Here is a 25278-nt window from a genome sequence, read left to right on the forward strand (position 1 = left end):
ACCCTCCCCAACGTCTAATCGAACGGATCGTCGTCTACGGAGGTGTCTTCGCGACCAGGCAAGCCGGTTCGAGCTGCAGGCGACAGCCCAAGCTCACGGACGTAGTTCTTGAGCTGTGTCCGGTACTGGCCGGCAATCGTGGTGTGCGGGTTCTTGCCCGGGCCGCGCTGGCCCATGGTGATCAGACCCTCACGTGACAGCTCGTGCTCAGTCCATTCGAGGCGAGCCACACAGATGCACATGTCCACGACCAGTGAGAAGTCCACCGCAGCGAGGCCGACGCTCTTCTCAAGCACCGGCACCACCCGGTCCCACTCCTCTTTCGCGCGTCTCTTCACGAAGCGAGTGCCGTTGATGGCCTGTCTCTTGAGTTGATACGAGACCAATTGCTTCTCATATCGGTAGACGCGCTGCTGGAAGTGCTCAATCGACTCTTCGTCTTCGCGCTCCGGCTCTTTCGGCTTCTTCGGAGCCTGAGCTTCTGGAAGTTCGCGAGACCAGTCCGGCTCGATGAAGTCGGCCGGCGGCAAGACTACCGATTCTGGCTCCGGACGGTGCCCCGGGTTGCCCTCGCGCACCACGGCGAGCGCTGGTTTTGGCATTGGACCAGGCATAACGGCGACACCCCCTGATCAAAAAGCTCTAACCTGCGGGACTACGAGTTCGCCTGCCCGGCGGCTAGTTTGAAAGCCCGGGAGGGGGGCACCCCCACCCCCTTTGAGGGGCATCGATCGGCATCAAGTCAAGGCATTCGAGGCGTGTCATTGCTTCGCATTCCACCCTCCGGGCTGATGCTCGGCGGTTTCGGTCTTGTGGCAAGGCGAGCACAAACCCCGACCGTATTTGGGATCGTCAGGGTTCAAACCCTTGGAAATCAATCCCTTTCGGGAGGTGGGGTAGTGGTCGGCATCTCTAGATGGTCTCTTCATGCACAAGACGCATATCGGATCACGAGCGAGAACTTCTTCACGGAACCGGCGGTGGCCACGGCCTGTGTACCCGCGCCATCGAGACGAGCCCCGGTGTTCTTCGGCTGCCTTCTCATGCTCGTCGCATCGACCACGACTGCCGAAGGCTTGGACCAGCTCGGTGCAACCAGGCTGAGTGCATGGTTTCTTCGGTGCAACGGGCAACCTGATCACCTCACTGCGTCCGGGTACGACGAAGCCCCGAACCACTGATGTGATTCGGGGCTATCGCTTGAGCCAGTAATGCCATTCAATCAGTAAATTTACGCCACTAAGTCAAGTCCGTCAAACCCGACCCAGACGGGGCGGCCGAGCACCTCGACGCTGAGGCCGCGACGCCTTCAACATCTTCGACCAGATATCCCACTGCACCGCGTGATGGGCATCAGCTGCACACCGGACAGTCTTCACACCATCAGACCTCTCGGCAATGAACAGCTGGCCTTTGCACCCTGGGCGCTTGCAGTACTGATCCGGAAGCTTGGCCGTAGTCTCCACACCGTACGTCTTGGCCGCGATCTGATCAGCTGCCTCGGCAACCCACCAATACGCCTGGCGGGTGAAGCTCTTGTCAGTTGCTCCTGCGATCTTCACCATCTGCCACCGGGCCAGCCACTCGGCCAAACTCGGCGTGGTCTGATCAGCCGGCAACGAGAGACCAGGATTATCATCGATCAGCCTGAGCGCTACCGACCAGATGTTATCGCGCACGATCATCAACGCATCCGATACCGAAACATTCAACGGCAACGGTGCTTCAGTGCGCTGGGCGTGACGCTCACTGTCACCACCTCGCGACGGATGCAACGCGTCCTGGGCTTCATCCCAACGATCAGCCACCAGGTGAAGATCGGCACGCATCCGGTCATCACAAGTAGGGCAGAGATTCAGATCAGTCGACGCGGCAGGAGGAACCTTGTCCTGCTCCGCCACCAGATGAACCACGCACACCCCAGCACCTTCACGCGCGATCGACTGGCAACCCCAGCAACCGCACTCCACAGTATTCTTATGCTCTGGCAACTGTCGCACCTCCTCGCAACACCTTAAGAATCCGGCCAGACACCCAATCCGATGGGCGCCACACCTCAGCAACCTGGCCACCCAAGCGAAGATCATTCAGCCACGACTCCTGCGCTGGACTCACCCGGCCGTCCTGGGCTTTCAACTCGGCAAACATCAACATCTTCGTCCGCCCATGGATCAACACCAGGTCAGGGAATCCCGGATTCGAACGCCGAGAATCATGGGTGTGGTACTGCTGCGTGTAACCCAACGACTTCGCAAGGTTCTGCACATGCGACTGGAACTCTGATTCACTCCACAAGAGGACAGGGTTCTTGAACGACTTCTGGTTGTACTTCATTAGCTCTTCCTCCTACGAGGTCTTCTACGTCTTGAACGGGGCTGAGTATTGTTCGAAGGCTTAGCTGTAGGAGGGGAATCAGCAGGTGAGTGATCGCGCCACCCAGCCCTACCCGACCCTTCCCGGCCCGACCCGTCCCGACCCGTCCCGACAGATCCAGATCCGACACCCTCAGGTTTCTTGATGATCAACTGATTATTTTTTGATTCGGAGTTGATCGGTGACTGCGCGGGGGACGAGCCGGTGGTATCCGTTGCTTCGTCGCCGGCCGGAGTCTCACCCTGGCGGGGAGTCTCTACGGCTTCGCGTTCAAGTGCTGCGATCATTTCCGAGTATTCGATGTCGTGGAGCTCGGTGGCCATGTCCGAAGTGGACAGGCGTTCTTTCCGGGCCGGGTTATCCGTTGCCTCGGAGCGCTCGACCTTGCTGGCTGCCGTCGTATTCTTGCCGGTGGTGGTGGCCGAGCCGGTGGTATCCGTTGCTTCGTCGCTTGCCGTTACCTCGGTGGAGGCCGGACCATTCACTGGGGTCGATGCCGGAGCTGGCTTAGGAGCGTGGAGCTCTACACGTTCAGTCGAGACCTTGACCAGGATTCCCGCCTTGTCGCGCAGCCATGCGGCCGCGGCGACGGTGAAGTACGGGGTTCTTGGTGCCGGTCTGAGTTCTTTATCCCAGAAGTCACCTTCCTTTCTCGTTGAATTGCAATCCAGGCAGGCCACCACGAGCCGGTCAATGGGCGTGGGGTCGCTGGTGTCCAGATCGGTCGGGTCAAGGTGGTCGATGGTGTGGGCTTTGATCGATTTGCGGTCATTGCCAAAGGTGACAATGCGGCCACACCACCGGCACTCGGCGCCATCGCGTTTGATGATGGCGCCCTTCTTGGCCATGTCGTAGGTATCCGCGCGACGGTTCTTCTCGCGGTCCTTATCCGACTTGAGGATCATGTGGAAGAGGTCTTCCTCTTCCACCAGCTTGAGGACCCGACGCTTCTTGCCGTTCTCCTCAATATCCTTCTCCTCGAAGATCCCGCAATACAGCGTCGTCTTCAGCAGCTCGGCGTACCGGCTCAGGCCGGCCAGCATCCTGGCTGTGCCGACCTCCACGATGTAGTCCTTATCGAATGCAGCCGATTGCGTGGCGCACCGATTCACCCACCCATAGACCTCGTTCAGCAGGCGCTCATCGACCCAGTTCACTTCCAGGACGCGCAAGATCAGTGGATGATTGGCCGATACGTCCGACTGCTTCAACCACGACATTGGCGTTCCTGTTCATGTTCTTAGGCTTCGGCGGCTTCCGGGCTTGCGCCCTGGCTACGGCGAGCGCTTCTTTGGGGTGTTTGGTGTCTGCGAGGGCGTTGCCGCGTTGGAGAGTGATCCAGCGGCGGGTGTTCGGGTTTCGGCAGACGTAGATTTTTTCCGAGTCGTCGGTGAGTGCTCTGATTAGCATCATTGGTGGGCCTCGATTCTTATTACTTGTTCGGGGTCGCTTCGGTGCTTGATTTGGACACCGTTCCAGGTGAGTTCCACGACGGTGGCGTGCAGTTGGTGGGTGAGGTAGGTGATACGCCCGTAGATTCGTGGCTCTCCCGGAATGTTGATGCAGGCGTGGAGCCCCAAGTGGTCGAGGTTGTTGAGGCGGCCGGTTTGGATCTCGTCCATGTCCCGGAGCGGGTCGAGACGTGGGACTGGTCCGTCGCTCCTGGGGCGTTTCGGGGTTGCTGGTTCAGTCACTTTTCCTCCTGGTACTGGTTAGCGCGGGCACGGAGCCATGCGGTGATTGGCTGGGCAACGCGCAACCGGTCTTGCAGGCTGCCCTGGATCAGTTCGTTCCATGCCTTGTACTGAAAAGCGTCGGCTACCTCGTTGAGCGCTTCTGCTTTCGCTTCGGCGCGGACGGTTTCAAGCCAGCGGTTGAACTGGGCGGCGCGACCCGGAATAGGGTTTCCGTCAGTGTCGCTTGTATAGAACGTCCGTATGGTCGCAGTGTCCGGCGTGAATTCCCCGCCGTAGTAAGTGGCTTCATGTTTGTCATTGGCGCCCATGGGAACCATCTCCTATGTTTTTGATTAGTAATTCCTGTGCTCCGACCTGTAGTGTTTTCCCTTGTGCATCTCAGTCCTGATGCTGAACGAAGTCACTCGATCCCAACAGGAGGAAGTTATGGGTTTCATTGGTTGGATTGTTTTAGGCCTTATTGCTGGTGCGATCGCTAAGGCGATCAAGCCTGGTGAGCAGGGTGGCGGCTGGCTCGCTACCCTGGTGCTTGGTGTTGTTGGTGCCGTCATTGGCGGCTGGATTGGTTCCGCGGCATTCGGTGTCGGAGTGGACGAGTTCTGGTCGCTTTCGACTTGGTTGCTGGCCATCGGCGGCTCGCTGATCGTCCTCGTTATCTGGGGATTGATCACACGCAAGAAGGCGTAGTTTGCGCGACAGAACGGGGTCTTACCTTTCGAGGTGAGGCCCCGTTCGCCATGTACGACGAGTGGTCAACTTGAGTCTGGCGTGATGCTCAATTTCTGTTCCTCCTGTACAAGGTGGTTGATTTGTTAATTTTTTGACAAGGTTTCAGCTGCTGGTCAGGTTGTTGCTGAGCTGTACTTAGATTGGTCTTCCAGCACCTGGTCCAGCTGGTCGGCGGGTACCAGTACTTCTCTGGCTTTACTTCCGCTGGCTGGGCCGACAATGCCAAGGGCTTCCAGCTGTTCCATGAGCTGGACGGCTTTCGCGAAGCCGATCCTGAGCTTGCGCTGAAGCATTGAAGTTGATCCGAACTGGGTCGTGATCACCAAGCGCAAGGCTGAACGGAACAGCTGTTCATCGTCTTTGGGCATTGGCTTGGCCGCGGCCGTCATGCTGGTGTTTCCGCTGCTGAAGACGATGACGCCTTTGGCAGTCTTGAGCGCTTCCATGGCTGCTGCTTCAGCACGCTCTGCTTCGTTTTCTGGCCGGCCAGTACTCCGTTGGCGCAGTGCATAGGCCAGGGATGGAAGCCGACGGTTCCAGCCGTCGCGAGCTTCAATGAGTTTCACGTCAAGGTCGGAGCCTTCTTCGGCGCGGATGGGCATCAGCAGGCCGATGAAGGAGTCTCCGCAGGTGATCATCATCCGGGTGCGGGTAGCAGTTGGCTCGATAGCCAAGGGCTCCTTGTAGGCCGCGGCCGCATGAGCGAATAGCTGTAGCAGCTTCCCGTTGGCCAGGATCCGGGAGGGCACCTGCTTGGCAGCGGTGACGGCTTCTTCGAAGAGTCGTGGCAAGTTAGGGAAGACCCCAGAGGTGTTTCCGTTGGGCACGATGTACGTCTTCCCAGGGAACAAGCCAGAAATGTCGGTGAAGATCAGTTCCTTGGTAGAGACCTTGATCTGCAAGGAATCGCCGATTTCATCCTCTGGCTGGTTCTTCGAAGCTTTGAAGACTTGGAGCAGTTCCTTGACCACGGTCGGGTCTAGGTCGAAGGAGTCTTCTTCGGGGTCTCCGGTGAGCCCTTCGGAATCCCAGACGCTCACGATTGCCAGTGCAGCCGACGCGGTGTTGGTTGCTTGGACGTAGACATTCTGGTCATCGGCCATGAAATGCACGACGTCCAGGCCGGTATCAGCATCGTTGTGAACATGCGGCTGTACAGCGATCAGTGCGTGGCGCAAGTCCGCGGTGTTTACGGTGAGGATCATGGCTTCTCCTTCAAAGCTGGGCGGGGTCTTCTGGTGTTTGCCGAGGCGCGTTTGCGTGCGGCCTTAGCCCGGTCTTCGGGAGTGGTGCCGCCGAAGATGCCGTACTTGAACGTGTCCTTATCAGCGAACGCCGTTTCCCGGCAGGCATACCGGACTGGGCAGGTAGCGCAAATGCTCTGAGCTTTATGCGCTTCCGATGCGGCGATGCTCGATGGGAAGAACGGATCACCGTTCTTCTTGAAATCCCAGGGATAGCAAGCTGCCTTGTCCTGCCACGAAGCAATGTCATCGGTCAGTTTGGGGGCTTGGCGGGTAATGCTCGCCATGCTTCTGGTGGCCATGGCTACTCGTTCTCGCCATCGCAGTCGACACACAGGCCCGACCACTCGGAATCCGCTACTACTTCCTGATTGCAGCCACCACAAGTCGCGGTGACCTCGTCAGGGAGGGGGACCAAGTCCAGTTCACGATTGCGATGGGGCTCGTTCATGGCCGAGTACTCCATGGCCAGCTTCTCGTCGATGTCGAGTTCGTAGCCGAGATGCTCAGTGAGGAAGTTGTAGTAATCGTGAGCGCTCTTCCAGCGAGAGCCGTGCCGGTGGTTTTCAAATCCCGAGCGTTCGAAGCCCGACAGCTTACCCAGCGATTCCTCGACGCTGACCTGATCGGCAAACGCGAGCAGCATGCCCAGATAAGCCAGCGACTGGCGCACCAGATGCTTGTGCATTTCGTCATTCCAGCGATCCAAGAGCTCGCTGGAAGCGGGCGTGCCGTCAAACTCTGGGGGCTTGATGCCCACCACGTCGCCAAGAATGGTGCGACCCTCTTCGGAGTAACGGACTACGGAGTTGATCTGCTTTGCGATAGCGTCCTTCGCCAACGACTCCGAAGGCTTCACGGTCTCGAAGGCGTTCTTGATGAAGGCGATTCGGGAGCGCTGCACGATCTTGAGCATGCTCTTGAGCTTGTTCTGCGTCTCCCTGTCGCGCTTCTCCTGCTCGGTCAGCTCGGGCTTCGCCTTTTTCTGCTTCGCGTACCAAACCGGCTCCGGGTCCCGGTAGTTGAAGCGGTACTTGTGGCCGGCGGCAACATGCTCCTCGTCGGTCATCTCGTCCTCAACGGCTGACCAACCACTGCTGTAGGAAATCTCGTAGTCGCCTTCTTTGGCGTCCAATTCTTTCAGCTCCGCCACGCGCTGTGACTTCTTGATCGACATCTCAGTCTCTGTAATGACGCGCTCAACGGTCTCAACGCTGGCGCCGTTAGGCATGTCCTCGATGCGTTCCACGGCGCGTTCGTACAGGTTCGGGATATCGGACTTCTCTTCCAGCTCCTGCAAGCGCTGTACCGCGTCCAAGCTCAGGCGGCCGGCCGAGTAAGCCTTGGAAACGCCGTCGTTCTTCTGGGCGACCTTTGCGCGAGCCTGCACCTCCTTGCGCGACATCTTGAACTTCTTGCCCACGGTCGTGATGTCCATGCCAAGATCCAGCAAACCCTGGATGCCCTTGGATACTTCGGCCTCGGACAGCGGCCGGTGGTTCCGGCCAGTGGTCAACATCGTCTCGATGTCAGCGCGAGCGCCACGCTCCTCGGTGGGCTCTGGAAGAACCACGCACGGAACCTCGGTCAGGCCGGCCTGCGCGGCAGCAGCACGACGGCGGTTGCCGTCCTGCACCACGTAGTCGCCTTCACGGTCCGGGTGCGGGTAAACGAGCAACGGGTTCAGCAAGCCCAGCGACTTGATCTCGCCGGACAGCTGGGTCAGATCGCCCAAGTCCTCGCGGATGTTATCGGGGTGCTGGTGAACAGCGGAAAGGGCAAGAACTTCAAGTCTGCCGTTGAATTTAGCCAAGAAAATACACCTCTAGTGCGTCAAAAGATTGGAAAGAAAACAGTTATGCGGCGCGGAAAGCGCGAAGGTCAGATGCCACCCAGTCGCCAACAGCCAGGACTACCCAGCCGAACGCTGCGATAGCGCACAAGCCACTGAAACCGGAAGGCATCTGCGCGGTCAGCATGCAGAGCAGCAAGAGCAACCCGATGGTCGGCATATGGACCCAGAACATGCGGCGGACCGCGAAACGAAGAACGTCTGCAGGACTCATGGGAATCACCCCTCAAACAAGGACTGAGCCGGCACCGGGGGAGGAAGGAGCACCGCGGAGAAATCAGCGATCTCCAAACCGTTCACGTGCAAGTGGCCAATGCCGTTGTCGCCGTCCGCGACGGTGCCGACCTCGACGTAGACGTTGCACCCTCGGTACTTGTTCTTCGCCCACGCGCTCACCGTTGCCTTAGCGGCCTTGGCGCGATCAGTCTTTGGCGATTCCAGCCAGGAGGCATGCAATGATGCAGACGGCCGGCCGGAGCCCTTCGGATTGATCACCACGCGGCCCTCGACCCGGCTCACAGCACTATGCCTTTCTGGTTCAAGACCTCGTCGAGTTTCTTGGTGACCTGATCGGCGACAGACTTCGGCGTGGCCACCATCGAGCCGCCCAGCGTTACGCGGATAGTCTGCCCACTGGGCTGGACCATCATGTTTTCAGGCGATCGCATGGACGGATGCCCTGAGCGCTGTACCATCTCCGCCACCTGCTGGCCACGAAGCTTGTCAATCTGGTCTCGCAGCTCGTCGAGGGCATCGTCCAAGCGGTCAATATTCACCAGCGTGTGGTCAATGACCCCATTGATGTTGCCTGTGGAGTCGAACCCTGGCCACTGCTTCAAAGCAATCAGCAAGTGAACGGTGGCTTCCTTCGCACGGTCGTAAGCATCCTGGCGAGCAACGACGTTATGCGCCTCAGCGATACGCGCCGGGTTCTCCGACTGGTGATTCTTCCGGAACCAAGACTTAGACATCGCCCTCTCCTCTTCTTGCTTTGCACTTGCCGCACTGGCACGGTCCGTCTTCGTTGGGGGTGAACCCGATATCGATACCTTCGAGTCCGCTTGCCGAGGCGAGCTTCCTACCGACCTCGTCGGCGACCCGATTAGCGACTTCCTGCGTCCGGAGCATTGCCCGGCCTGCCTCGACCTGCGTCTGCTTCAGCTCAGCGGACTTCTCGTTGGCCTTCGCCCCGGTGATGAAGAAGTACATTCCCGAGCCAAGGACTCCGAGGAATACCAGGTAGGCAGCGCCGAACAAGATCCACATGATGGCGTTCACTTCTTGCTCCTTGGCTTGCGTCCTTCGCACCATCCGAAGCGTGCAGCTTCACCGCGATGCTCGGCACAGTACTTGTCGCGCTCCGAACCGCGAGCCCTCTTGTTTTCCTTCAGCTCGATACCGCAGAACCCGCACAGTCGGGCAGCGGCTTCCGGCCGAATGCGAGTAGCTACAATGCCCACGAGTGCTGCACCTCCACACGCTGGTTATCGATGTACGCCTGCAAATCCTTGGCAGCGACACGGATCGTCTTGCCTGTCCGGCCGATCATCACCTTGGGCAGTTCACCTAGATCGATCAGGTCGTAAATGGTCTGCTTGCTCACCGAGAGCAGCTCACCAGCCTCGACGACCGAGTAGAGCAACCGGACCGGTCTGGTCTCAGTCGGCACCCCTGGTTCAACATCCACCACACGCTCGCCCCTGCGAGTCTGTGGAAACTTGACTACACTGGTCATTGAAATCACGCCTTTCTTAGCGGTTAGTTTTGGTTTCGTCGCCCTCAGCAGTTGCACCTGCTGGGGGCTTTTCTAGATTTGTCCCGTAAGACTGATAGACCCTCTCGGTAGACTCAGAGGTTCCAACACCCGCACCAGACGGTGCACCACCTACTGAGAGGGAAACTTCATGGGACACATTCGCTACGCCGGGGATATCTACAACTTGCCCGAGGATGAGTTTGCGGATGTCCGCCAACGTGTTTTCGATGCGTTGAAGAACGACCAATTCACGACCATCACCATCAAGGACCCCGACGGGGACTTGAACACGCTGGCCATCAGCCGTGGCATCGGGATTAGCTTCCATGATTGGGACGCTTTCACCGCTTCCGATCTGTCCATGTAAGTTCCTGGACTTGCCCTCAGCAGTTGCACCTGCTGGGGGCATTTCCTTTTCCTGGGGATTGCTCATGCCGCACGCACCCTTCCCGACTTGTTTTCCAACTGGCCACTCTTTTCTTCCACTTTGGTCAAAAAGAGATCATCTACGGCCACGCCTAGGAATTTCGCAATTCGCAATGCTGGCTCTGGCTGTAAAGTGTCGACCTCGCCATTGCAGAGGCGGTTCATATAGCTATGCGACTTCCATCCCGCAATGCTGGCGAGTTCGCGACGAGACACCTCCTGAATCTCCATGATGGTCAGGAGCTTCTTCCTGTCCTTGAGTTTCATCCAGATATCTCCTAACTGGATCGGGAACTTTACGACCTTCACTGTACTATCCTTTCTTCCAAGTGTCCAGATAATCATTACATTAACCACCCCCTAGTGTCCACTCTTTTTTTACGGATTTACCTAGAACCGCGTGGATTCGGGCATTCTTCGCAATTTATAGCTAGAGTTCTTAGTGTCCACGACATGCTTACAAGAAGTGTCCGCACTGTTTGCGCGTGTCCATGCGATCCGGAAAGACTATGGCTGTGAACGAATTACACCCACTCGGCCGCCTCATCCAGGCAGCGCAAGACCGTGAAGGTTGGTCAACCCGCGACATGGAGAGGGTGGCTGAGCGAAACGGCTACTCGATGAAGCACTCGAATTTTTCCCGCTTGAAGATTGAACCCGTGGTTGCAATCAAAGCGAGTCAAATTCAAGTACTCGCGTCGGTGCTTGGTGTCTCGGAGCAGGCGGTTGCTTATGCAGCTGTCGCCAGTATGGGAGTCCAAATGGACGCCCAGGATGCTTCTCTGGAAAATTCGCTTCGCTATTCAACGGATCTAAGCGTCCGGGACCAGCGATTAGTTTTGTCTCTGGTATCCGCGATGCGTGACGCGGAAAGTGGCACTGATGGACAACGAAGCCAATCTCAAGCAAGCGAAACTCCAGCACTGCGAGCGGTGGCGCCCGAGGGTGACCCTCGCCCTGGACAGAAGATGAAGCTGCCAGATTCGCCCGAAGTAGCAATCGCGAAGCTTCGCCTAAAGCAGGCCATCGAAGCGGACGAGTCCGCTGGTTACGGCATCACGGAACGCCATGGCGACGAAGCCAGGAGTATCCCAGTACCACCACGCGATAAGCTTGCCGCTCACCCAAAAGTGAAGACCAAGCGCGAGCAGCTCGACGAAGAAACCGGTCAGAGCAACGAAGATTACGAAGACCTCTACGATGACAATGAAAGGAGCTAACTTATGGAAATGATTCTCCAAGAGATCCCTTTGGACGAGCTAGTTCTCGACCGCAGGAATCCACGTTTACCGGACGTGGACATGCCCGATCAAGATACCGCGCTTGAGACTTTGGCTCAGAACGCTGATTTGGGTGAGCTCGTAGATTCGATCTCAAATGCGGGTTGGATCAATTTCGAACCGTTGATCGTGACTATTGAGGGTGGCGAAAATGTCGTTATTGAGGGTAACCGCCGACTAGCTGCATTGAAGATCATCCGTGATCGTCGGCTTCAGGAATTGGTAGGAGTTTATCCACCTAAACAGATTCACGCCGAGGCTCAACCCGAAAAATTGCATGTGAACTTAGTAGCTTCCCGCGAAGCTGCGCGTGAGTTTATCGGGTTCAAGCATATCAATGGAGCTTTTAGGTGGGATTCTTACGCGAAGGCGAAGTTTGCGCACGAATGGTACACGGCTTCACCCGATCTCAACATGATCAGCAAGAAACTCGGTGACAGTCACAGTACCGTTTCACGTTTGATAAATGCCTATTCGGTTTTGCATCAAGCTGAACACTCAGGGTTTGACCGCCATGAGATTGAAAAGAAGAACCTTCATTTTTCACACCTCTATACAGCACTTCCAGCGCCCAGTGTTCGAAAGTTCCTAGGTATCGATGAAGTGAGTGCCAAGGAAGTGCTAACAGAGGCTCCCATACCTGCGGATCACACTGAGAATCTAGTTCAATTGATGACATGGCTTTACGGACAGGGACGCCAGGCTGCCGTTGTCAGGACACAGAATCCAGACTTGGGCAAGCTGGTCAAAATTCTCGGAGATTCCCGAGCAACTAGTGCTCTGAATCAGGAGAACGACTTGTCATACGCGTTCACCATGGTCATTGATCGCTCGGACGTGTTTTCAAAATCTATCCTTCGACTCCGAAAGTCTGCAAAAGAAGCACTCGATGCCGTCCCTGGCTACGACGGTAGTTCGGATTCTTACCAGAATATGCAGGATATTGCGGACACTATCGACGTGCTCGGCGCGCAGGTGAGCAGACGATACCGAAGAGCTTTGAATGAAGCTTCTGACGGCGGTATCGATGGTTAGTGTGTTCAGCCCCCGCGCAACCCGCGCGCGGGGTGCCGACTGGGTCGAGCTTTCCGTCTTGATTGAAGGTCGCCCTATGACGAACGGGCGGATTATTTCTGCTCAGCGCATTCTGTCTGAACCGGGAGATGATCTTGAAATTATTGATCAAGATGATCTGGATGATGGCATAGGCATCGATTTTGATAACGACCCCAGTGTTTCCGACAACGTCTCTGAGGAAAAGTGCCAACTCATCCTTGAGGAGCTGGAGAGCCGTTCGCAATTATTAGGTGATCTTTATCCATTTTCGATAGTTTCGAAAAACTCTGGTTGGTCACTAGAAATGAAGGAACGAATCTCTCCTGAGATCTCCGGTGCACACAAATGCTACCTTGCGTGTCTACTAATGACTTGCGCGCGAAGCGAACTTCTAAATTTCGATAGGACTTCTTCGGTAGTGCAAGGGATCGGCAATGCCTTTCAAGCATTGGCATATATCAGCGCGGCCGAGCTGCTTGGCGGAAAAGCGTTCTGGATGGGTTTCCCTCGCCCTGATCGTTCAAACATGTTGGATGCAGTACGCAACTTGTCTGACCAAATGGGCCTGGGGATTCCAGTTGATCAACGTCCGCCGAGCGTAGGTAGCACGAATTCAGTTAAAGACGGCGGGATCGATTTGATCGCATGGAGAACATTCAAGGATGGGCGACCTTCTGGAATTGTTCTATACGGTCAAGTTGCGAGTGGCGATGATTGGCAAGAAAAATCTGTCAACGGAAACATTGGGAAATTCAAAGCCTTCTTTAAGAGCGCACCAGCGGCCCATCCACTGATCGCAATTTTCATCCCAAGGGTTGCCAACGACGGCATAGGGGAGGACAACGTATATTCGTACGAAGATCGTGTCTCGGCAAGTATTTCCAGCTTGGACGGGGAACTCGGCTTGATCGTAGATAGGCTCCGACTAACAGAACTTACTGGCCAGTTCGGGCGATCAGCAAGCTATGAATACAAAGATATCCAGTACTGTATTCGCAAAATAGTCGAATGGTCAGTAAAAGCCATAAAGCAAGCTAGGGAATAACAAAACCGAATTCGGCAACCATGGGCGCGACGGCCTTTGAAACTACGAGGAGTTCGTCCATGGTTCCGGTGCGATGCGCTGAATAATTTAGCGACAATGCCCGCTGAGGTAGGTCTTTATATAGTTCGGTAATTTGTGGAACCATGTCATAGCTGAGCATCCACATTCCTTTGGGATTCGCACACAGCAGGTTCGCTAAATCTTCATGATCCTCTTCGCCAAAAGCGTTGAGGTATAGGTAGCTTCCCTTTTCAAAGTAAGGAGGATCTGCATAGATAAATGCGTCAGGGTCAGAAAGGTACTGCCCAATGCACTCCAACCCATCGGTGTTAGTCACCGAAATCCTGCCGCGTTCCTGTCCGAGCCATTCTATTTTGGCCCGTAACTTTTCCCTGTTGAATCGAGCGCCAATTTTGTCTTTAGCCTCTTGACTACGCCCTCCGATAACACCAGCATTCAAAACGCCAGATCGATTGGTGCGGTTAAGGAAAAAGGTGGCGAAACCGAGACGCGTCGACTCTGAAATATCCGCTGACTTATAAATCGCTTTTTGCCTATCCCACTCTTCAATGGTGAGATCTGTAGAATCAAAAATTTCCAAAAATTCTTGAGTGCGATTGATCGCGGAATCCCAGAACGCGAAAATTGCAGGATCGAGATCATTGATTACAATCTTCGCCACTGCGTTACGTTCCAATAATGCTAAGGCGGCGCCAGCTCCGCCAGCATAGGGCTCGACATAGGTTGCATCATCTAGGCAAAGTGCGTCAATTGTCTGCTGAATAAACCCGGTCAATGCAGACTTTCCCCCAGGGTAGCGAAGTGGACTGGCACCCATCTCGCGCTTGGTAATGATCGTCACAATAATTCCCTAGCCCTAGAAAGCAACTTATCCACCCTACCATTCTCAACCTGTGTCATCGAATTGTCGATTGTTCACAATCCGGGTTGACTGGTGTGAATGATTGCACATGATCTGCACTAGGGGAGTCGTGGCGTCACTCCGACACATTAGCCACCAGTTCCATATCGAATATATATTCGAACTAAAGTTCTTGGTATGCAGAAAGTATGGGGCATGCTGCGCTCCTTCGCGCACGTCATTATTATTTGGAATCGTCCGTACCCGGACATAGTCGCGGCCACTGACGGCCGGCGCATTTGGATTGACCCGAAACTCACAACAGTGGAGCGTAAGTGCTTCCTGGCGCACGAGGCAATCCATATCCAGCACGGCCACGACGGTTGCCAGTCGCCGGCCGTCGAACGGCAAGTCTGTCTGGAAGTAGCACGCTTCCTTGTCAGCTTTGAGAGCCTGCAGGAAGTTGCAGGCTGGTCACGATGCCCGGTCGAAATGGCCGAGGAACTCGGAGTAACAGAACAAGTCATCTTGGACCGACTGGCCACCCTGGATGGAGACCAGATCCAGGCCCTCTGGCCACCCGGCGAGTACATCGCCTAACCACAAATCCACATCTCGTAACCAATCGCGCCAATGGGCACTAATTGGCGCGCAAAATTTCCCCAAGGAGGGAAGAAATATGAGCACCTCAGATAAGCCAATCAGGTCGAAGCGGAGTAATAACGAAGGCACTGCACCACGGCTTCGCAAAGACGGCTCGTGGCAGGCCAACTATGTCGCCGGCTATCTTCCAAGTGGAAAACCCATCCGGAAATCCGTTTATGGATCCACGAAGGCTCAATGCGCGGCCAAACTCAAAACCGCGCTGCTTGAAGTGTCTGATGGATCCGTAGTCCTGAGCCGATCTCCGAGGCTAATCGAATGGCTGGATCACTATCTCGATGTCATAGCTCCGAGCACCATAAAGGAGCGAACAATCAACGCCCATCGCTCCAAAGTTGATAACTACGTGCGACGCCACAGGATCGCTGGCAAACGCCTGGATAAGCTTACGCCCACCGACGTCGACCTTTTGTACCGGGACGCACGGGGGAGTCGCCAGCGCACGACCAGCCGCGGCTCCAAGTCCGACCCGCTCTCACCGAGCACCATCCACGGACTGCACCGAGTCCTCCGGCGAGCGCTGAATGTGGCAGTAAATCGCGGTGTAATGGCGAAGAATCCGGTGTTGCGTGTTGAAGTATCTGGGAAGTCTAATTTTGAGCCTCAGGTTTACACGACGGAGGAAGTGCGTCGGATGCTTGCCTTGGCTACGGGTATGGATGATGGGGCGCGGTGGATTCTGAATCTGACCCTTGGCCCTAGGCAGGGGGAAGCGCTGGGTTTGTCCTGGTCTGACGTGGATCTGGAATCGGCGCGGATTAAGTTGGTGCGCGAGGTGTATTCGTTGCCGTGGAAGCATGGGTGCGGAGATTCCTGCGGCCGGCGGTATGGTTCGAACTGTCCGTCACGTCACGGTGGCGGCTTCTTCACTGGCCCGCCGAAGAGCGATGCCGGTAACCGTAGTCTGCCGATCCCCGCGCAGCTGGTTGCTGCCTTGAAGGAGCACCGCGAGGTGCAGTCGCTGCAACGTTCAAAAGATTGGGGGCCCTACGTCGACCAAGTAGGGGCCGAACATGATCTGGTGTTCAGTCGGACGAACGGGCAGCCTGTCGACCATCGAGCCGATTGGCAGGCCTGGAAGGACTTCTTGGCTGCAGCGGAAGTTCCTAATGGGCGTGTGCACGACGGCCGGCACACGGCTGCAACCACGCTGCTGCTATTGGGCATCGACCCTCGAGTGGTGATGGAAATCCTTGGTTGGTCGCAGGTCTCCATGCTGACCAGGTATCAGCACGTGCTGGACGAGATGCACGATGATGTGGCGAAGAAGCTCACGAATCACTGGACTCCGGATCCGGAGCCGGAAAGCAATATCATCTCGCTTGCGGATATGCGCAAGAGGCGACTGGGCGGGGGCACCTGAAACCAAAATTGTGGTGGTGTTGTGGTGGAAGAGCCCGAGTTGCCTCAATTTTAGTCACAAAAAAAGAACCGCCGTTCACTTGTTTTGCCAAGTGAACGGCGGTTTTGTATTTTGTACCCCCGGCCGGATTCGAACCGGCGACCTAGAGATTAGAAGGCTCTTGCTCTATCCAGCTGAGCTACGGAGGCATAACCGAAAATAGTTTAGCTCATTGATCACCAAAAATACGACTTGAGGCCGATAGGCTGGAGAAGCGAATGTAGATCATCATCTGATTAGGAGTAGTTAAGTTGCCGAAATTGAGAATCGGTAGCGTGTTGAGCATCGTGTGCTTCTGTCTGCTAAGCGTGGTTTTAGCTTGGGCCGTAGCGTTGCCGCTTTGGATGGGAGAAGGCATAAATGATGCCAAGCTTCCAGGAATCGCCATGGCAATGATGTTTACCCCGACCATCGCTGCTCTAGTGATTGCCATTGTCGAACGCCGGCTAACGAGCTTCAGCTCCGAGGTTGGGCTCTGGCCAATCAAGCGTCCGGGGAAGTTTGCCATCGCACTGGTGCTGTCCTATGGGATTCCGCTCGGGCTCATACTTCAAGCGCCCTTCATCGGAACATGGCTAGGGGTCTTCCCTGGTGATCTGCAGAATTTCACCGTACTGCGCGTTGTCTCCGGCCAGGAAGGCCCGACAATCTACCTTCTCGGACAGGTGGGGTTGATAGTTGTCGCTGGCCTCATGAATTCCTTGTTTGCTTTAGGAGAGGAGATTGGTTGGCGGGGATGGCTTTGGATTCGCCTGCAGCCTTATGGGCAGCTTGTATCAATTCTTGTATCCGGCGTCGTCTGGGGGATCTGGCATGCACCATTGGTGCTTCTGGGCTACAACTATCCGATGGCTACGGGCGCGTGGGGAGTCATGGCTATGTGCGGCATGTGTACCGTATTTGGCGCCTTCCTTGGCTGGTTGCGTACCTACAGTGATTCCGTATGGCCAGCGGCTTTGGCGCATGGAGCCTTCAACGCCAGCGTGGGATTGGTTTCACTGTTTATGGTGATGGGAGTTCCTTTGGACGCAACAAAAGCATCAATCATGGGTTGGTCCGGCTGGATCTTGCCAGGAACCGTCATAGCCGCCATGCTATTGAAAGGCGCATTCAAACCTCAATGGGCTAAAGATTTATCCACAGGCCGTTGACTTTGCGTCCGACCGGATCTTGCGGTGCGCCATCATCGGATTCAATGGCAGAAAAGGCTTCTGCCATTTGTATCCAATAGGAGGCAGTCCAATGAGCGATCTTGTGACAATCCGCGGAATTGTCGGAACGGAACCTCAACTCAGCATTACGCCCAAGGGCGTTTCCATCTTGAAATTCCGAGTAGCGACGCATGAGCGAAAACGCGATCTTGAAACAGGGCAGTGGGTCGACGGGCCGACCAATTGGTATGCGGTTTCGGCGTTCCGTGCCCTGGGAGAGAATTCCATGGAATCCCTGGGGCAAGGCGACCATGTAATGATTTTCGGAAAGTTGCAGATCCGAGAATACGAACGAGCAGATGGCTCGCGAGGGAATAGCGCAGATATCGAGGCTTATTCAATTGGTCACGATCTGCGTTTTGGAACGAGTTCCTTCAACCGTGTACGGACAGATACCGGCGAAATGGAGCGTGTGCAGCACCCGTCACGTTCGTCCGACACTGAAGCGAGCTGGCAAAGCGAGGATGGGGAAGCGGCCTGAAGACGCGTGTTCTGGTGGTGTTTGAGGGTTTCGTGTGAATCCGGGCACCACCAACCCAAAATAGTGGTGTGTGGATTCGGAAATGACCCCCGCAACAGACTAGCCTTAAGAACATGGCGGAATTCATTTACACGATGACCAAGGCTCGCAAGGCCGTTGGCGACAAAGTCATCCTTGACAATGTCAGCATGTCGTTCTTCCCCGGTGCCAAAATTGGCGTCGTGGGACCCAACGGTGCTGGTAAGTCAACGATCCTAAAGATCATGGCGGGGATCGATACTCCCTCCAACGGTGAAGCGCGTCTTTCACCGGGCTACTCGGTAGGCATCCTGCTGCAGGAACCCCCACTGAATGAAGAAAAGACCGTCCTGGGCAACGTCCAGGAAGGTGTTGGCGAGATCTATGAAAAGATCACTCGCTTCAACGAAATCTCGGAAGAGATGGCACAGGACGGTGCCGACTTCGACACGCTCCTGGAAGAAATGGGCAAGCTGCAGGAAGCGATTGACGCTGCCGACGCTTGGGACATTGACAATCAGCTCGAACAGGCAATGGACGCGCTGCGCTGCCCACCAGGCGACGAGAAAGTTACCCACCTCTCCGGTGGTGAACGTCGACGTGTAGCACTGTGCAAGCTTCTCCTGCAGAAGCCGGACTTGCTGTTGCTCGATGAGCCTACTAACCACTTGGACGCAGAGTCCGTACTGTGGCTGGAACAGCACCTGGCATCTTACCCGGGCGCCGTGCTGGCCGTAACCCACGACCGCTACTTCCTGGACCATGTCGCCGAATGGATCTGTGAAGTTGACCGCGGTCGCCTGCACCCATACGAGGGCAACTACTCCACTTACCTGGAGAAGAAGCGCGAGCGCATGGAAGTTCAGGGCAAGAAAGACCAGAAGCTTGCTAAGCGTCTGGCAGAAGAACTCGAGTGGGTTCGTTCGAACGCCAAGGGCCGTCAGACTAAGTCGAAGGCTCGTCTGGCGCGCTACGAGGAAATGGCTGCGGAAGCCGAGCGCACCCGCAAGCTGGACTTCGAAGAAATCCAGATTCCGCCAGGCCCGCGCCTGGGCCAGCTGGTAATCGAAGCCGAAAACTTGAAGAAGGGATTCGGCGATCGTGTATTGATCGATGGTCTGTCCTTCTCGCTACCGCGCAACGGCATCGTGGGTGTCATTGGTCCCAACGGCGTCGGCAAGTCGACCCTGTTCAAGACCATCGTTGGCATGGAAGAGCTTGACGGTGGCACCCTGAAGGTCGGCGACACGGTCAAGATTTCCTATGTCGACCAGAATCGCGAAAATATCGACCCAGAGAAGTCGTTGTGGGAGGTCGTTTCTGACGGCCTCGATTACATCAACGTCGGTCAAGTTGAGATGCCATCGCGTGCCTACGTTTCGGCGTTCGGGTTCAAGGGCCCAGACCAGCAGAAGAAGGCAGGTGTTCTCTCCGGTGGTGAGCGCAACCGTCTGAACCTGGCGCTGACCCTCAAGCAGGGTGGCAACCTGTTGCTGCTCGATGAGCCTACTAACGACTTGGACGTTGAAACCCTGTCGTCGTTGGAAAACGCGCTGCTTGAGTTCCCGGGTTGCGCTGTAGTGGTCTCCCACGACCGTTGGTTCCTGGACCGAGTCGCGACCCACATCTTGTCGTACGAGGGCACTGAGGAGAACCCATCGAACTGGTACTGGTTCGAAGGCAACTTCGACTCTTACGAGAGCAACAAGGTTGAACGATTGGGTGCCGACGCGGCTAAGCCGCACCGTGTTACCCACCGTCGCCTGACCCGCGACTAATCCACGGGCATGAAAATAGCCGCCACATTTGTGGCGGCTATTTTTATGCCGCAGGAGGCATCGTTCAATTAGCTCGTCGTCGAATCGGCACGCAATCCGGACAATTTCAGATACTCGCGATCCTGGTAAAGCAGGTGTTGCTGTTGCGCATGCCCGAAGAGTACCGCATGGACTTCAGCAGCAATCAGGCGGGAGCCTCCAACGCTGATGGAGGAGTGGATACTGGCGCGGAAAGCAACGGGAGCCTCGATGAAATGTGGCTCGCCGGTGGGCAAGACCCGGAAATGTTGATCGCTGGTAAATCGTGGGGCACCCGGGCGCGCGAAATTATTTGCCAGCTCGTGCTGGTCTTCGCCGAGCATATGGATCACGAAACTCGATGCTGCTAGCACAGCGCCGGCAGCGCCGGATTCTTTGGCCAGCGAGAACGAAACGGCAACGGGATCAATGGAAAGTGAAGCGAGGGAAGAGATAGTTAAACCGTAGAATGCCCCGTCGACCGCTGCAGTAATCACTGCTACTCCAGCAGGATGGTGACGGAAGGCTGTACGGAATCCATCTGATAATTCGCTCACTGAGCCGCTCCTTTGCCTGGAGTTGGAATAAAACTCCAGTAACTGATGCAAAAGCCCGAGCTTTTGCCAACAACTTTGAATACTTCCACCCTAAGACCTCAAGTAAACTTGAGGTCAAGGAAAGGGGTGGTGATGCTTCACACAGCGGAATCTGGGGATTGCGAAAAAGATTTTCCCGGGCGTGAACTGCTAAGCATCGGGCAGGTTAGCGAACGCACTGGTGTGGCCAGATCTGCACTGCATTATTACGAAGATATTGGGCTGATCGTTTCCATGCGGACAGCGGGGAATCAGCGACGCTATCCTCGCCACTTGCTGCGTCGTATCTCGTTGATCAGTGTCGGCAGTAAGTTGGGCATCCCACTCAGCGACATCAAGCGTGCTTTGGCACCAGTGCCGATGGGAAAAATCCCCGAGGAAAGAGACTGGCTTCGCGCGACAGAGGAATGGAAGAAAGTACTCGAAGCGAGGCGGCGTGCCATCGAGGAATTAGAAGATCGGCTTATGGGATGCATTGGATGCGGCTGCCTGTCGATGCAGGCCTGCAGCCTCCTGAATCCGGAAGACCAATTGGCGCGTGAAGGTGTGGGCGCGCGGCGATTGGAAGCACCCGCAGATGCCGGGGAGCAGTCCATGTAGCCGGAGGGGCAGAACATTACCTGTTTTGAAATTCCGATATCCTCTGGCGCCTTCGGTTGGCGCCGCCTCGAACTCCCGTACTGAACTCGGCACTTACTAGAATGTAATCATGAAAATTGCTCAAATATATCGCTTTCCTGTTAAAGGGCTACCAGGCGAAGCAGTCAGTTCGGTCGCAGCCAAAAAGGGAAGCGGGCTAGAGGGCGATCGCTGTGTCGCCTTCGGAAACGGCACAATTGAGCACCAAGACGGACAGTGGCAGAGCTGCCTAAGCTTCACTATTCTCAAGAACAACAAGAGCCTGCAAAAGTGGCAAGTTGAATCCAGTTTTCCACTTATCACCATGACCGCGCCAGCATCTACAGGTGCGGCACCATTGACCTTTGATGCCAGTAGCCAGCATGGCAGGGATGCCGCCAGCACCTATCTGTCGAATCACTTGCCGGCGCAGGGGCCAAAACCGCGAAGATTGGTGTCTGCACCGCAAGGAATGTTCGATTCGCGACTGTCGGGCATTTCGATTATTAACCCCAATACGGTTGCGGAGCTGTCGCGAGTATCCGGGGTGCACTTGGATCCCCGGCGGTATCGAGGCAACCTTGTGGTGGAAGGCCTGCCCGCATACTCGGAATATGGGCTTATTGGCAAAGTGCTGCGCATAGGCGAAACCCGTATTGCCATTACCAAATCAATCGCCCGTTGCTCAGCAACCTCGGTAAATCCGGATACTACCGAAGTCGATACCAACGGACCCCGTTTGCTGGCAACGCACTTTGGCCACGTTCACTGTGGCATTTATGGAACCGTTCTGGAATCCGGGGTCTTGGAGACTGGCGCCTCAATTGAAATAGAAAACGAAGCAACAGAGGCCGAAGAACTGGTTCCAGTGAAGATCTCTCCACGGTTCATGACCATACTTCGAAACGAGGACTTGGGCTCAGGAGTAGTCGAACTGCTGCTTCACGATCCTTACGGATGGATTAAGTCTGAGTATGAACCGGGCATGCATCTAAGGGTTCACTTGCCAGATCCGCTGTGGAGAAATTACACCATCACCTCGGCGAGCGACCGGGGCATTAGTATCGCCGTTCGCATCCAAGGTGAAGCTTCAGCGAAAATAGCACAGCTGCAGGAGGACGAGCAACTTCTTGTCTCAGGGCCGTACGGTGTGCTGACCTCGGCTAATGTACTGGGCTCCAGCACTGCCATCGTCAGCGCTGGAATTGGCATCACTCCTGCTTTGGGGCTGCTCGGGGATGCTGCAGCGGTGAATGGCAGCCAAGATCTGAGGTTCATCCATGTCGAACGTGGCGGAGCCAGTGCCTTGTACTGCCGGCTGGAACAGATGGCTGCCGGGCTGAAGGCGCCAATCAGCTTGGATCGCATCGACACCTCCGAGGGGCGGCCAGCGGCTGCTGCGATCGCAGCACGACTACGCGGTTGCAGCAGGGTGGTGGTGTGCGGGCCTGAAGAGTTCACCAAGATGGTATTCGAGGCGTGCGAGCAAGCGGGAATTTCTGCTTCGCAGATTTACAGCGAAACCTTCGCATCACCGGCGACCGATCTGGAACGCCTTTTTGAGAACTATCCGCCCGCAGAAGTCTCTTGTCGCGGGAGCGAAAAGAATTTCACCTGGAGTGCGGAGAATGGAGTGTTGCTTGATGCGCTGGAAGAGCAAGGGCTTGAACCGGCTAGTCTTTGCCGCTCGGGTTCTTGCGGCGAATGCGCCGTTAGCCTGCTCAGGGGCAGGATTTCCTACCCGTTGGAGTCGAGCGCCCGCGTAGCACCGGGCCAGATCCTCGCCTGTATGGCCGTACCAGCAGGCGATATTGAACTGGACGCATGAACCACGCGGGCGGTGCGCTATCGATTCAGGACTAGTGCCCCTCTGCGAACTCAGGCAGGCGGATCATGCCTTCCTGGGCGACGGTCACGACGAGCTCGCCTGCCTTGTTGTAGAACTTTCCCGCACCAAGTCCGCGGGCCGACGAGGCCGATGGCGAATGAAGTACGTAGAGCAGCCATTCATCGACTCGGAAATCCCGGTGCCACCACATTGCGTGATCGAGGCTGGCGATGCTCAAGCCGCGATGTACCCATGGCACTCCATGGGCTCGCAGGGCAGGCTCAAGTAGCATGTAGTCGCTCGCGTAAGCCAAGGCAGCTCGGTGCAGGGCGGGCTCATTGGGCATTGCCGAGGTGGTGCGCAACCAAACCGCACTATCGGCAAGCTTGGCCGAATTTCCTGGAAGGTAGATCGGTTCCGAAACATGCCGGACGTCGAAAGGCCGTTCGAAAGCCCATTCCTTTGCCACTGGATGGTCCAGGTGCCCCACGAGATCTGCGGTAGTCGGAAGCGACTCGGGATCCGGGATTCCGGCAGGCATTGGATCATGGTGTTCGAGGCCGTTTGCCGGTTCCTGGAATGAGGTGATCATTGATAGGATCGGTTCGCCATTTTGGTAGGCGTGCACTCGACGTGCGGAAAATGAGCGGCCATCGCGCAGGCGCTGTACGCCGAAAGTGATGTTCTGGTTCGGGTCTCCCGGACGCAGGAAATAACCGTGCAGGGAATGGATCGCACGGGTCGCTTCAACTGTACGCGTGGCGGCCATGATCGATTGGGCCAGAACCTGCCCGCCAAAGACGCGAGGTCGAGTCTGCCCAGGGGTATGGCCGATGAAGATATCCTCATCCGTGCGCGCCTGGTCTTCTCCATCCAGATTCAACAGATCCAGCAGGATCTGGGTGGTGCCTAGGTCTTCAGTCACTGTGCGGGCTCCTTGGAATGCGATAGCGGAACAAAACCAAATTTAATGCTACTCGAAAGTAATATTTTCAGTTGAGATTCGGGCTCATAGGAAAACTATACGTTTCACGGAGCAGCATCACGCCATGAGCAAAGTCGCCACGCGTAGTTGCCGCTCCGTGAGACGATAAATATATGGCTAGTGATGCGGTGATTTTCGACGACAGTAATTCAGTAAGCGACTTAGCGAACTTTATTAGCCGGGCGAAAACAATTGAAGATGATGCGGCCCAATTCGTCGCTCGAAATACGGCCTTGGCTGTCTATGTACCTGTTTTGGTCCCTTCCGACCTCGGTCAAGGCGGCTATACCATCCTCGGAATGCGAGTTCATCGCTTGGCGCAGCCTGCAGATCTCAAGGCCAGCTATTCCTTGGCATCGATCCAGGATCGCCTTGCTCGCATGGGGGAGTCAACCGTCGACTTCGCGCTCCCACCGGTTGAAGAGAACCCTAAATGGGCTGGGATCTCCGTGCCGGTCTCAGGCTGGGAAGATGCAGGAGCCGTAGCGAACGACATGCTATCTTCCTCAGCTCAAAACGGCATCGACGCCGTCGCCCAAGCATTGCCGGTAAACCCGGGATTGCCTGTGCTTGTGCAGATACGGCAGCGAATTTGGGCTGCGGATGTGCCAGGAGAAGATTTGAAGATTCCTATGGGCTCCGCATTTGCCATGCATGCCTTGGGTTTCTTGGCGTCTGGCGGGCAAAGCCGAGTATTCCGCAATGGCAGTTGGACTCGACTGAGCAACGAGCGAGGGCATGTCCTTGTCCGCAAAGCCTCTTTGCTCGGCTAAGCAGTAATAAGGATATGGACTAGAACGCGCCCGTGGCGGTTCTAGTCCATAAATTCTTAGAGCAGATTCCGGTGTTCATCCGGAGTGTTCAGCAGCGAGTGGGCTGCACGCTCAAAGTAGTCCCGAAGGGTTTCGGCCTGCAGCATTGGCAGCTCTAGCTGGTCTATAGCCTTGTTCATATGGCCCAGCCAGACATCACGGTAGTGGCCGTTCACCGGGTAATTTGCATGACGCATGCGGAGCCGAGGGTGGCCACGATGCTCGGAGAATGTTGTCGGACCACCCCAGTATTGTTCCAGGAACAGCTGGAGGCGAACTTGGGCAGCCCGAAGCTCCTTCTCTGGGTACATCCGTCGGAAATCCTCGTCTTCGGCAACGGAACTGTAGAAATTCTTGGTCAGCTGCGCGAAGATTTCGCGACCGCCAACCTCTGCGTAGAAGGTACCGGGATAGTTGGCAACGTCGATCGGCGTTTCGGCGGCATCCAAGAATTCTTGGCTGGATCGGCCTAGAACCAGGGGATTGCTGAAGGGATCTTTTTTCGGGTCATGTGCAAGTGGCAGGTTTTCAGTCATTCGTAAAAATCC

33 protein-coding genes, 1 tRNA gene and 1 pseudogene are annotated in these 25278 nt (G+C 56.0%); 13 read left to right on the plus strand and 22 right to left on the minus strand.

What is annotated here, in order from left to right:
• Positions 1-14: 14 nt before the first annotated feature.
• From ACIQTS_RS03040 to ACIQTS_RS03065, 6 genes are all read right to left on the minus strand, one after another.
• On the minus strand, positions 15-602 hold the full coding sequence (locus tag ACIQTS_RS03040) for a P27 family phage terminase small subunit (RefSeq protein ID WP_402471121.1): 588 nt from the start codon (positions 600-602) through the stop codon (positions 15-17).
• A gap of 651 nt (positions 603-1253) precedes the next feature.
• Positions 1254-1913, minus strand: a complete 660-nt coding sequence (locus ACIQTS_RS03045) for a hypothetical protein (protein ID WP_402471123.1) — start codon at positions 1911-1913, stop codon at positions 1254-1256.
• Positions 1914-1977: 64 nt separating this feature from the next.
• The gene (locus tag ACIQTS_RS03050) at positions 1978-2334 is read right to left on the minus strand and encodes a VRR-NUC domain-containing protein (RefSeq protein ID WP_402471125.1); all 357 of its coding nucleotides are present in this window, start codon (positions 2332-2334) and stop codon (positions 1978-1980) included.
• Positions 2334-3593 (minus strand): HNH endonuclease, encoded by a 1260-nt coding sequence (locus ACIQTS_RS03055; protein ID WP_402471127.1) that lies wholly within the window; start codon positions 3591-3593, stop codon positions 2334-2336. Before ACIQTS_RS03055 ends, ACIQTS_RS03050 begins: the two co-directional genes overlap by 1 nt.
• 189 nt (positions 3594-3782) lie before the next feature.
• Positions 3783-3995 carry a hypothetical protein gene (locus ACIQTS_RS03060; protein ID WP_402471129.1) on the minus strand — a complete coding sequence of 71 codons (213 nt, stop codon included), beginning with the start codon at positions 3993-3995 and terminating at the stop codon, positions 3783-3785.
• A gap of 68 nt (positions 3996-4063) precedes the next feature.
• Positions 4064-4378 (minus strand): hypothetical protein, encoded by a 315-nt coding sequence (locus tag ACIQTS_RS03065; protein ID WP_402471131.1) that lies wholly within the window; start codon positions 4376-4378, stop codon positions 4064-4066.
• 118 nt (positions 4379-4496) lie between these two features.
• Between ACIQTS_RS03065 and ACIQTS_RS03070 the strand changes: the two genes are divergently transcribed.
• A complete protein-coding gene (locus ACIQTS_RS03070) occupies positions 4497-4757 on the plus strand; it encodes a GlsB/YeaQ/YmgE family stress response membrane protein (RefSeq protein ID WP_402471134.1) in 261 nt (86 codons plus the stop codon).
• Between the two features lie 191 nt (positions 4758-4948).
• On the opposite strand, the pseudogene ACIQTS_RS03075 reads toward ACIQTS_RS03070, so the two are convergent.
• From ACIQTS_RS03075 to ACIQTS_RS03115, 9 genes and pseudogenes are all read right to left on the minus strand, one after another.
• Positions 4949-5158, minus strand: a pseudogene (locus ACIQTS_RS03075) (DNA translocase FtsK); the annotation flags it as partial.
• 842 nt (positions 5159-6000) lie between these two features.
• Positions 6001-6345: a WhiB family transcriptional regulator gene (locus tag ACIQTS_RS03080; protein WP_402471136.1), complete on the minus strand. Its 345-nt coding sequence runs from the start codon at positions 6343-6345 to the stop codon at positions 6001-6003.
• A gap of 2 nt (positions 6346-6347) precedes the next feature.
• Positions 6348-7856, minus strand: coding sequence for a ParB/RepB/Spo0J family partition protein (locus ACIQTS_RS03085; protein WP_402471139.1), 1509 nt, complete (start codon positions 7854-7856; stop codon positions 6348-6350).
• Positions 7857-7899: 43 nt separating this feature from the next.
• Positions 7900-8109, minus strand: coding sequence for a hypothetical protein (locus ACIQTS_RS03090; protein WP_402471141.1), 210 nt, complete (start codon positions 8107-8109; stop codon positions 7900-7902).
• A 5-nt stretch (positions 8110-8114) separates the two neighbouring features.
• Positions 8115-8414 (minus strand): hypothetical protein, encoded by a 300-nt coding sequence (locus tag ACIQTS_RS03095; RefSeq protein ID WP_402471144.1) that lies wholly within the window; start codon positions 8412-8414, stop codon positions 8115-8117.
• Positions 8411-8866, minus strand: coding sequence for a hypothetical protein (locus ACIQTS_RS03100; protein ID WP_402471147.1), 456 nt, complete (start codon positions 8864-8866; stop codon positions 8411-8413). The genes ACIQTS_RS03095 and ACIQTS_RS03100 overlap by 4 nt, the downstream gene beginning before the upstream one ends.
• Positions 8859-9173 (minus strand): hypothetical protein, encoded by a 315-nt coding sequence (locus tag ACIQTS_RS03105; RefSeq protein WP_402471150.1) that lies wholly within the window; start codon positions 9171-9173, stop codon positions 8859-8861. Before ACIQTS_RS03105 ends, ACIQTS_RS03100 begins: the two co-directional genes overlap by 8 nt.
• Positions 9170-9355 carry a hypothetical protein gene (locus tag ACIQTS_RS03110; RefSeq protein ID WP_402471153.1) on the minus strand — a complete coding sequence of 62 codons (186 nt, stop codon included), beginning with the start codon at positions 9353-9355 and terminating at the stop codon, positions 9170-9172. Before ACIQTS_RS03110 ends, ACIQTS_RS03105 begins: the two co-directional genes overlap by 4 nt.
• Positions 9343-9630 (minus strand): helix-turn-helix domain-containing protein, encoded by a 288-nt coding sequence (locus ACIQTS_RS03115; RefSeq protein WP_402471155.1) that lies wholly within the window; start codon positions 9628-9630, stop codon positions 9343-9345. Before ACIQTS_RS03115 ends, ACIQTS_RS03110 begins: the two co-directional genes overlap by 13 nt.
• Positions 9631-9799: 169 nt before the next feature.
• Between ACIQTS_RS03115 and ACIQTS_RS03120 the strand changes: the two genes are divergently transcribed.
• Positions 9800-10018, plus strand: coding sequence for a hypothetical protein (locus ACIQTS_RS03120; protein WP_402471156.1), 219 nt, complete (start codon positions 9800-9802; stop codon positions 10016-10018).
• 62 nt (positions 10019-10080) lie between these two features.
• Here the strand turns inward: ACIQTS_RS03120 and ACIQTS_RS03125 are convergent, their stop codons facing one another.
• The gene (locus ACIQTS_RS03125) at positions 10081-10386 is read right to left on the minus strand and encodes a helix-turn-helix domain-containing protein (protein WP_402471158.1); all 306 of its coding nucleotides are present in this window, start codon (positions 10384-10386) and stop codon (positions 10081-10083) included.
• A gap of 206 nt (positions 10387-10592) precedes the next feature.
• On the opposite strand from ACIQTS_RS03125, the gene ACIQTS_RS03130 reads away from it, so the two are divergent.
• The 3 genes from ACIQTS_RS03130 to ACIQTS_RS03140 are packed head-to-tail and all read left to right on the plus strand — an operon-like array spanning position 10593 to position 13458.
• Entirely contained in the window at positions 10593-11297 is a 705-nt protein-coding gene (locus ACIQTS_RS03130; RefSeq protein WP_402471160.1) for a hypothetical protein, read from the plus strand.
• Between the two features lie 3 nt (positions 11298-11300).
• On the plus strand, positions 11301-12392 hold the full coding sequence (locus ACIQTS_RS03135) for a ParB N-terminal domain-containing protein (RefSeq protein ID WP_402471162.1): 1092 nt from the start codon (positions 11301-11303) through the stop codon (positions 12390-12392).
• On the plus strand, positions 12361-13458 hold the full coding sequence (locus ACIQTS_RS03140; protein WP_402471165.1) for a hypothetical protein: 1098 nt from the start codon (positions 12361-12363) through the stop codon (positions 13456-13458). The genes ACIQTS_RS03135 and ACIQTS_RS03140 overlap by 32 nt, the downstream gene beginning before the upstream one ends.
• On the opposite strand, the gene ACIQTS_RS03145 is transcribed toward ACIQTS_RS03140, so the two are convergent.
• Positions 13448-14320, minus strand: a complete 873-nt coding sequence (locus tag ACIQTS_RS03145; protein WP_402471168.1) for a DNA adenine methylase — start codon at positions 14318-14320, stop codon at positions 13448-13450. The genes ACIQTS_RS03140 and ACIQTS_RS03145 overlap by 11 nt on opposite strands.
• Before the next feature lie 198 nt (positions 14321-14518).
• On the opposite strand from ACIQTS_RS03145, the gene ACIQTS_RS03150 reads away from it, so the two are divergent.
• Positions 14519-14920, plus strand: coding sequence for an ImmA/IrrE family metallo-endopeptidase (locus tag ACIQTS_RS03150; RefSeq protein ID WP_402471171.1), 402 nt, complete (start codon positions 14519-14521; stop codon positions 14918-14920).
• Positions 14921-14999: 79 nt separating this feature from the next.
• Entirely contained in the window at positions 15000-16346 is a 1347-nt protein-coding gene (locus tag ACIQTS_RS03155; protein WP_402471173.1) for a tyrosine-type recombinase/integrase, read from the plus strand.
• Positions 16347-16460: 114 nt separating this feature from the next.
• Here ACIQTS_RS03155 and ACIQTS_RS03160 read toward each other — a convergent pair.
• Both ACIQTS_RS03160 and ACIQTS_RS03165 read right to left on the minus strand, forming a co-directional pair.
• Positions 16461-16534: transfer RNA gene (locus tag ACIQTS_RS03160), tRNA-Arg, on the minus strand.
• Between the two features lie 20 nt (positions 16535-16554).
• Positions 16555-16773: a hypothetical protein gene (locus tag ACIQTS_RS03165; protein ID WP_400288072.1), complete on the minus strand. Its 219-nt coding sequence runs from the start codon at positions 16771-16773 to the stop codon at positions 16555-16557.
• Between ACIQTS_RS03165 and ACIQTS_RS03170 the strand changes: the two genes are divergently transcribed.
• The 3 genes from ACIQTS_RS03170 to ettA all read left to right on the plus strand — a co-directional run bounded on the left by ACIQTS_RS03170 (position 16772) and on the right by ettA (position 19873).
• Positions 16772-17536, plus strand: a complete 765-nt coding sequence (locus ACIQTS_RS03170) for a lysostaphin resistance A-like protein (protein WP_400288070.1) — start codon at positions 16772-16774, stop codon at positions 17534-17536. The genes ACIQTS_RS03165 and ACIQTS_RS03170 overlap by 2 nt on opposite strands.
• Before the next feature lie 91 nt (positions 17537-17627).
• Positions 17628-18077, plus strand: a complete 450-nt coding sequence (locus ACIQTS_RS03175) for a single-stranded DNA-binding protein (protein ID WP_402471175.1) — start codon at positions 17628-17630, stop codon at positions 18075-18077.
• 113 nt (positions 18078-18190) lie between these two features.
• On the plus strand, positions 18191-19873 hold the full coding sequence (gene ettA, locus ACIQTS_RS03180; protein WP_105661447.1) for an energy-dependent translational throttle protein EttA: 1683 nt from the start codon (positions 18191-18193) through the stop codon (positions 19871-19873).
• A gap of 68 nt (positions 19874-19941) precedes the next feature.
• Here ettA and ACIQTS_RS03185 read toward each other — a convergent pair whose 3' ends face one another.
• The gene (locus ACIQTS_RS03185) at positions 19942-20448 is read right to left on the minus strand and encodes a flavin reductase family protein (RefSeq protein WP_400288066.1); all 507 of its coding nucleotides are present in this window, start codon (positions 20446-20448) and stop codon (positions 19942-19944) included.
• A gap of 132 nt (positions 20449-20580) precedes the next feature.
• Between ACIQTS_RS03185 and soxR the strand changes: the two genes are divergently transcribed.
• Both soxR and ACIQTS_RS03195 read left to right on the plus strand, forming a co-directional pair.
• Complete coding sequence (gene soxR, locus ACIQTS_RS03190) at positions 20581-21087, plus strand: redox-sensitive transcriptional activator SoxR (protein WP_332486867.1); 507 nt, start codon at positions 20581-20583, stop codon at positions 21085-21087.
• A 109-nt stretch (positions 21088-21196) separates the two neighbouring features.
• Positions 21197-22933, plus strand: a complete 1737-nt coding sequence (locus ACIQTS_RS03195; protein ID WP_402471178.1) for an MOSC domain-containing protein — start codon at positions 21197-21199, stop codon at positions 22931-22933.
• A gap of 31 nt (positions 22934-22964) precedes the next feature.
• Here the strand turns inward: ACIQTS_RS03195 and ACIQTS_RS03200 are convergent, their stop codons facing one another.
• A complete protein-coding gene (locus ACIQTS_RS03200) occupies positions 22965-23858 on the minus strand; it encodes an acyl-CoA thioesterase (protein WP_402471180.1) in 894 nt (297 codons plus the stop codon).
• Between the two features lie 173 nt (positions 23859-24031).
• On the opposite strand from ACIQTS_RS03200, the gene ACIQTS_RS03205 reads away from it, so the two are divergent.
• A complete protein-coding gene (locus ACIQTS_RS03205; protein WP_400288062.1) occupies positions 24032-24691 on the plus strand; it encodes a hypothetical protein in 660 nt (219 codons plus the stop codon).
• A gap of 56 nt (positions 24692-24747) precedes the next feature.
• On the opposite strand, the gene ACIQTS_RS03210 is transcribed toward ACIQTS_RS03205, so the two are convergent.
• Positions 24748-25266: a globin gene (locus tag ACIQTS_RS03210; protein ID WP_105659199.1), complete on the minus strand. Its 519-nt coding sequence runs from the start codon at positions 25264-25266 to the stop codon at positions 24748-24750.
• Between the last annotated feature and the right edge of the window lie 12 nt (positions 25267-25278).

It is taken from the genome of Glutamicibacter sp. NPDC090743, from assembly GCF_044769125.1.
Taxonomy (GTDB): Bacteria; Actinomycetota; Actinomycetes; order Actinomycetales; family Micrococcaceae; genus Glutamicibacter.

Excerpts from the sequence above, each read along its gene's own strand:
- ACIQTS_RS03040 (WP_402471121.1), bottom strand. The coding sequence starts at position 602 with ATGCCAAAACCAGCGCTCGCCGTGGTGCGCGAGGGCAACCCGGGGCAC.
- ACIQTS_RS03050 (WP_402471125.1), bottom strand. The coding sequence starts at position 2,334 with ATGAAGTACAACCAGAAGTCGTTCAAGAACCCTGTCCTCTTGTGGAGT.
- ACIQTS_RS03055 (WP_402471127.1), bottom strand. The coding sequence starts at position 3,593 with ATGTCGTGGTTGAAGCAGTCGGACGTATCGGCCAATCATCCACTGATC.
- ACIQTS_RS03060 (WP_402471129.1), bottom strand. The coding sequence starts at position 3,995 with ATGGACGAGATCCAAACCGGCCGCCTCAACAACCTCGACCACTTGGGG.
- ACIQTS_RS03065 (WP_402471131.1), bottom strand. The coding sequence starts at position 4,378 with ATGGGCGCCAATGACAAACATGAAGCCACTTACTACGGCGGGGAATTC.
- ACIQTS_RS03070 (WP_402471134.1), top strand. The coding sequence starts at position 4,497 with ATGGGTTTCATTGGTTGGATTGTTTTAGGCCTTATTGCTGGTGCGATC.
- ACIQTS_RS03080 (WP_402471136.1), bottom strand. The coding sequence starts at position 6,345 with ATGGCCACCAGAAGCATGGCGAGCATTACCCGCCAAGCCCCCAAACTG.
- ACIQTS_RS03090 (WP_402471141.1), bottom strand. The coding sequence starts at position 8,109 with ATGAGTCCTGCAGACGTTCTTCGTTTCGCGGTCCGCCGCATGTTCTGG.
- ACIQTS_RS03100 (WP_402471147.1), bottom strand. The coding sequence starts at position 8,866 with ATGTCTAAGTCTTGGTTCCGGAAGAATCACCAGTCGGAGAACCCGGCG.
- ACIQTS_RS03115 (WP_402471155.1), bottom strand. The coding sequence starts at position 9,630 with ATGACCAGTGTAGTCAAGTTTCCACAGACTCGCAGGGGCGAGCGTGTG.
- ACIQTS_RS03120 (WP_402471156.1), top strand. The coding sequence starts at position 9,800 with ATGGGACACATTCGCTACGCCGGGGATATCTACAACTTGCCCGAGGAT.
- ACIQTS_RS03135 (WP_402471162.1), top strand. The coding sequence starts at position 11,301 with ATGGAAATGATTCTCCAAGAGATCCCTTTGGACGAGCTAGTTCTCGAC.
- ACIQTS_RS03140 (WP_402471165.1), top strand. The coding sequence starts at position 12,361 with ATGAAGCTTCTGACGGCGGTATCGATGGTTAGTGTGTTCAGCCCCCGC.
- ACIQTS_RS03150 (WP_402471171.1), top strand. The coding sequence starts at position 14,519 with ATGCAGAAAGTATGGGGCATGCTGCGCTCCTTCGCGCACGTCATTATT.
- ACIQTS_RS03155 (WP_402471173.1), top strand. The coding sequence starts at position 15,000 with ATGAGCACCTCAGATAAGCCAATCAGGTCGAAGCGGAGTAATAACGAA.
- ACIQTS_RS03170 (WP_400288070.1), top strand. The coding sequence starts at position 16,772 with ATGGCAATGATGTTTACCCCGACCATCGCTGCTCTAGTGATTGCCATT.
- ACIQTS_RS03165 (WP_400288072.1), bottom strand. The coding sequence starts at position 16,773 with ATGGCGATTCCTGGAAGCTTGGCATCATTTATGCCTTCTCCCATCCAA.
- ACIQTS_RS03175 (WP_402471175.1), top strand. The coding sequence starts at position 17,628 with ATGAGCGATCTTGTGACAATCCGCGGAATTGTCGGAACGGAACCTCAA.
- ettA (WP_105661447.1), top strand. The coding sequence starts at position 18,191 with ATGGCGGAATTCATTTACACGATGACCAAGGCTCGCAAGGCCGTTGGC.
- soxR (WP_332486867.1), top strand. The coding sequence starts at position 20,581 with ATGCTTCACACAGCGGAATCTGGGGATTGCGAAAAAGATTTTCCCGGG.
- ACIQTS_RS03195 (WP_402471178.1), top strand. The coding sequence starts at position 21,197 with ATGAAAATTGCTCAAATATATCGCTTTCCTGTTAAAGGGCTACCAGGC.
- ACIQTS_RS03205 (WP_400288062.1), top strand. The coding sequence starts at position 24,032 with ATGGCTAGTGATGCGGTGATTTTCGACGACAGTAATTCAGTAAGCGAC.
- ACIQTS_RS03210 (WP_105659199.1), bottom strand. The coding sequence starts at position 25,266 with ATGACTGAAAACCTGCCACTTGCACATGACCCGAAAAAAGATCCCTTC.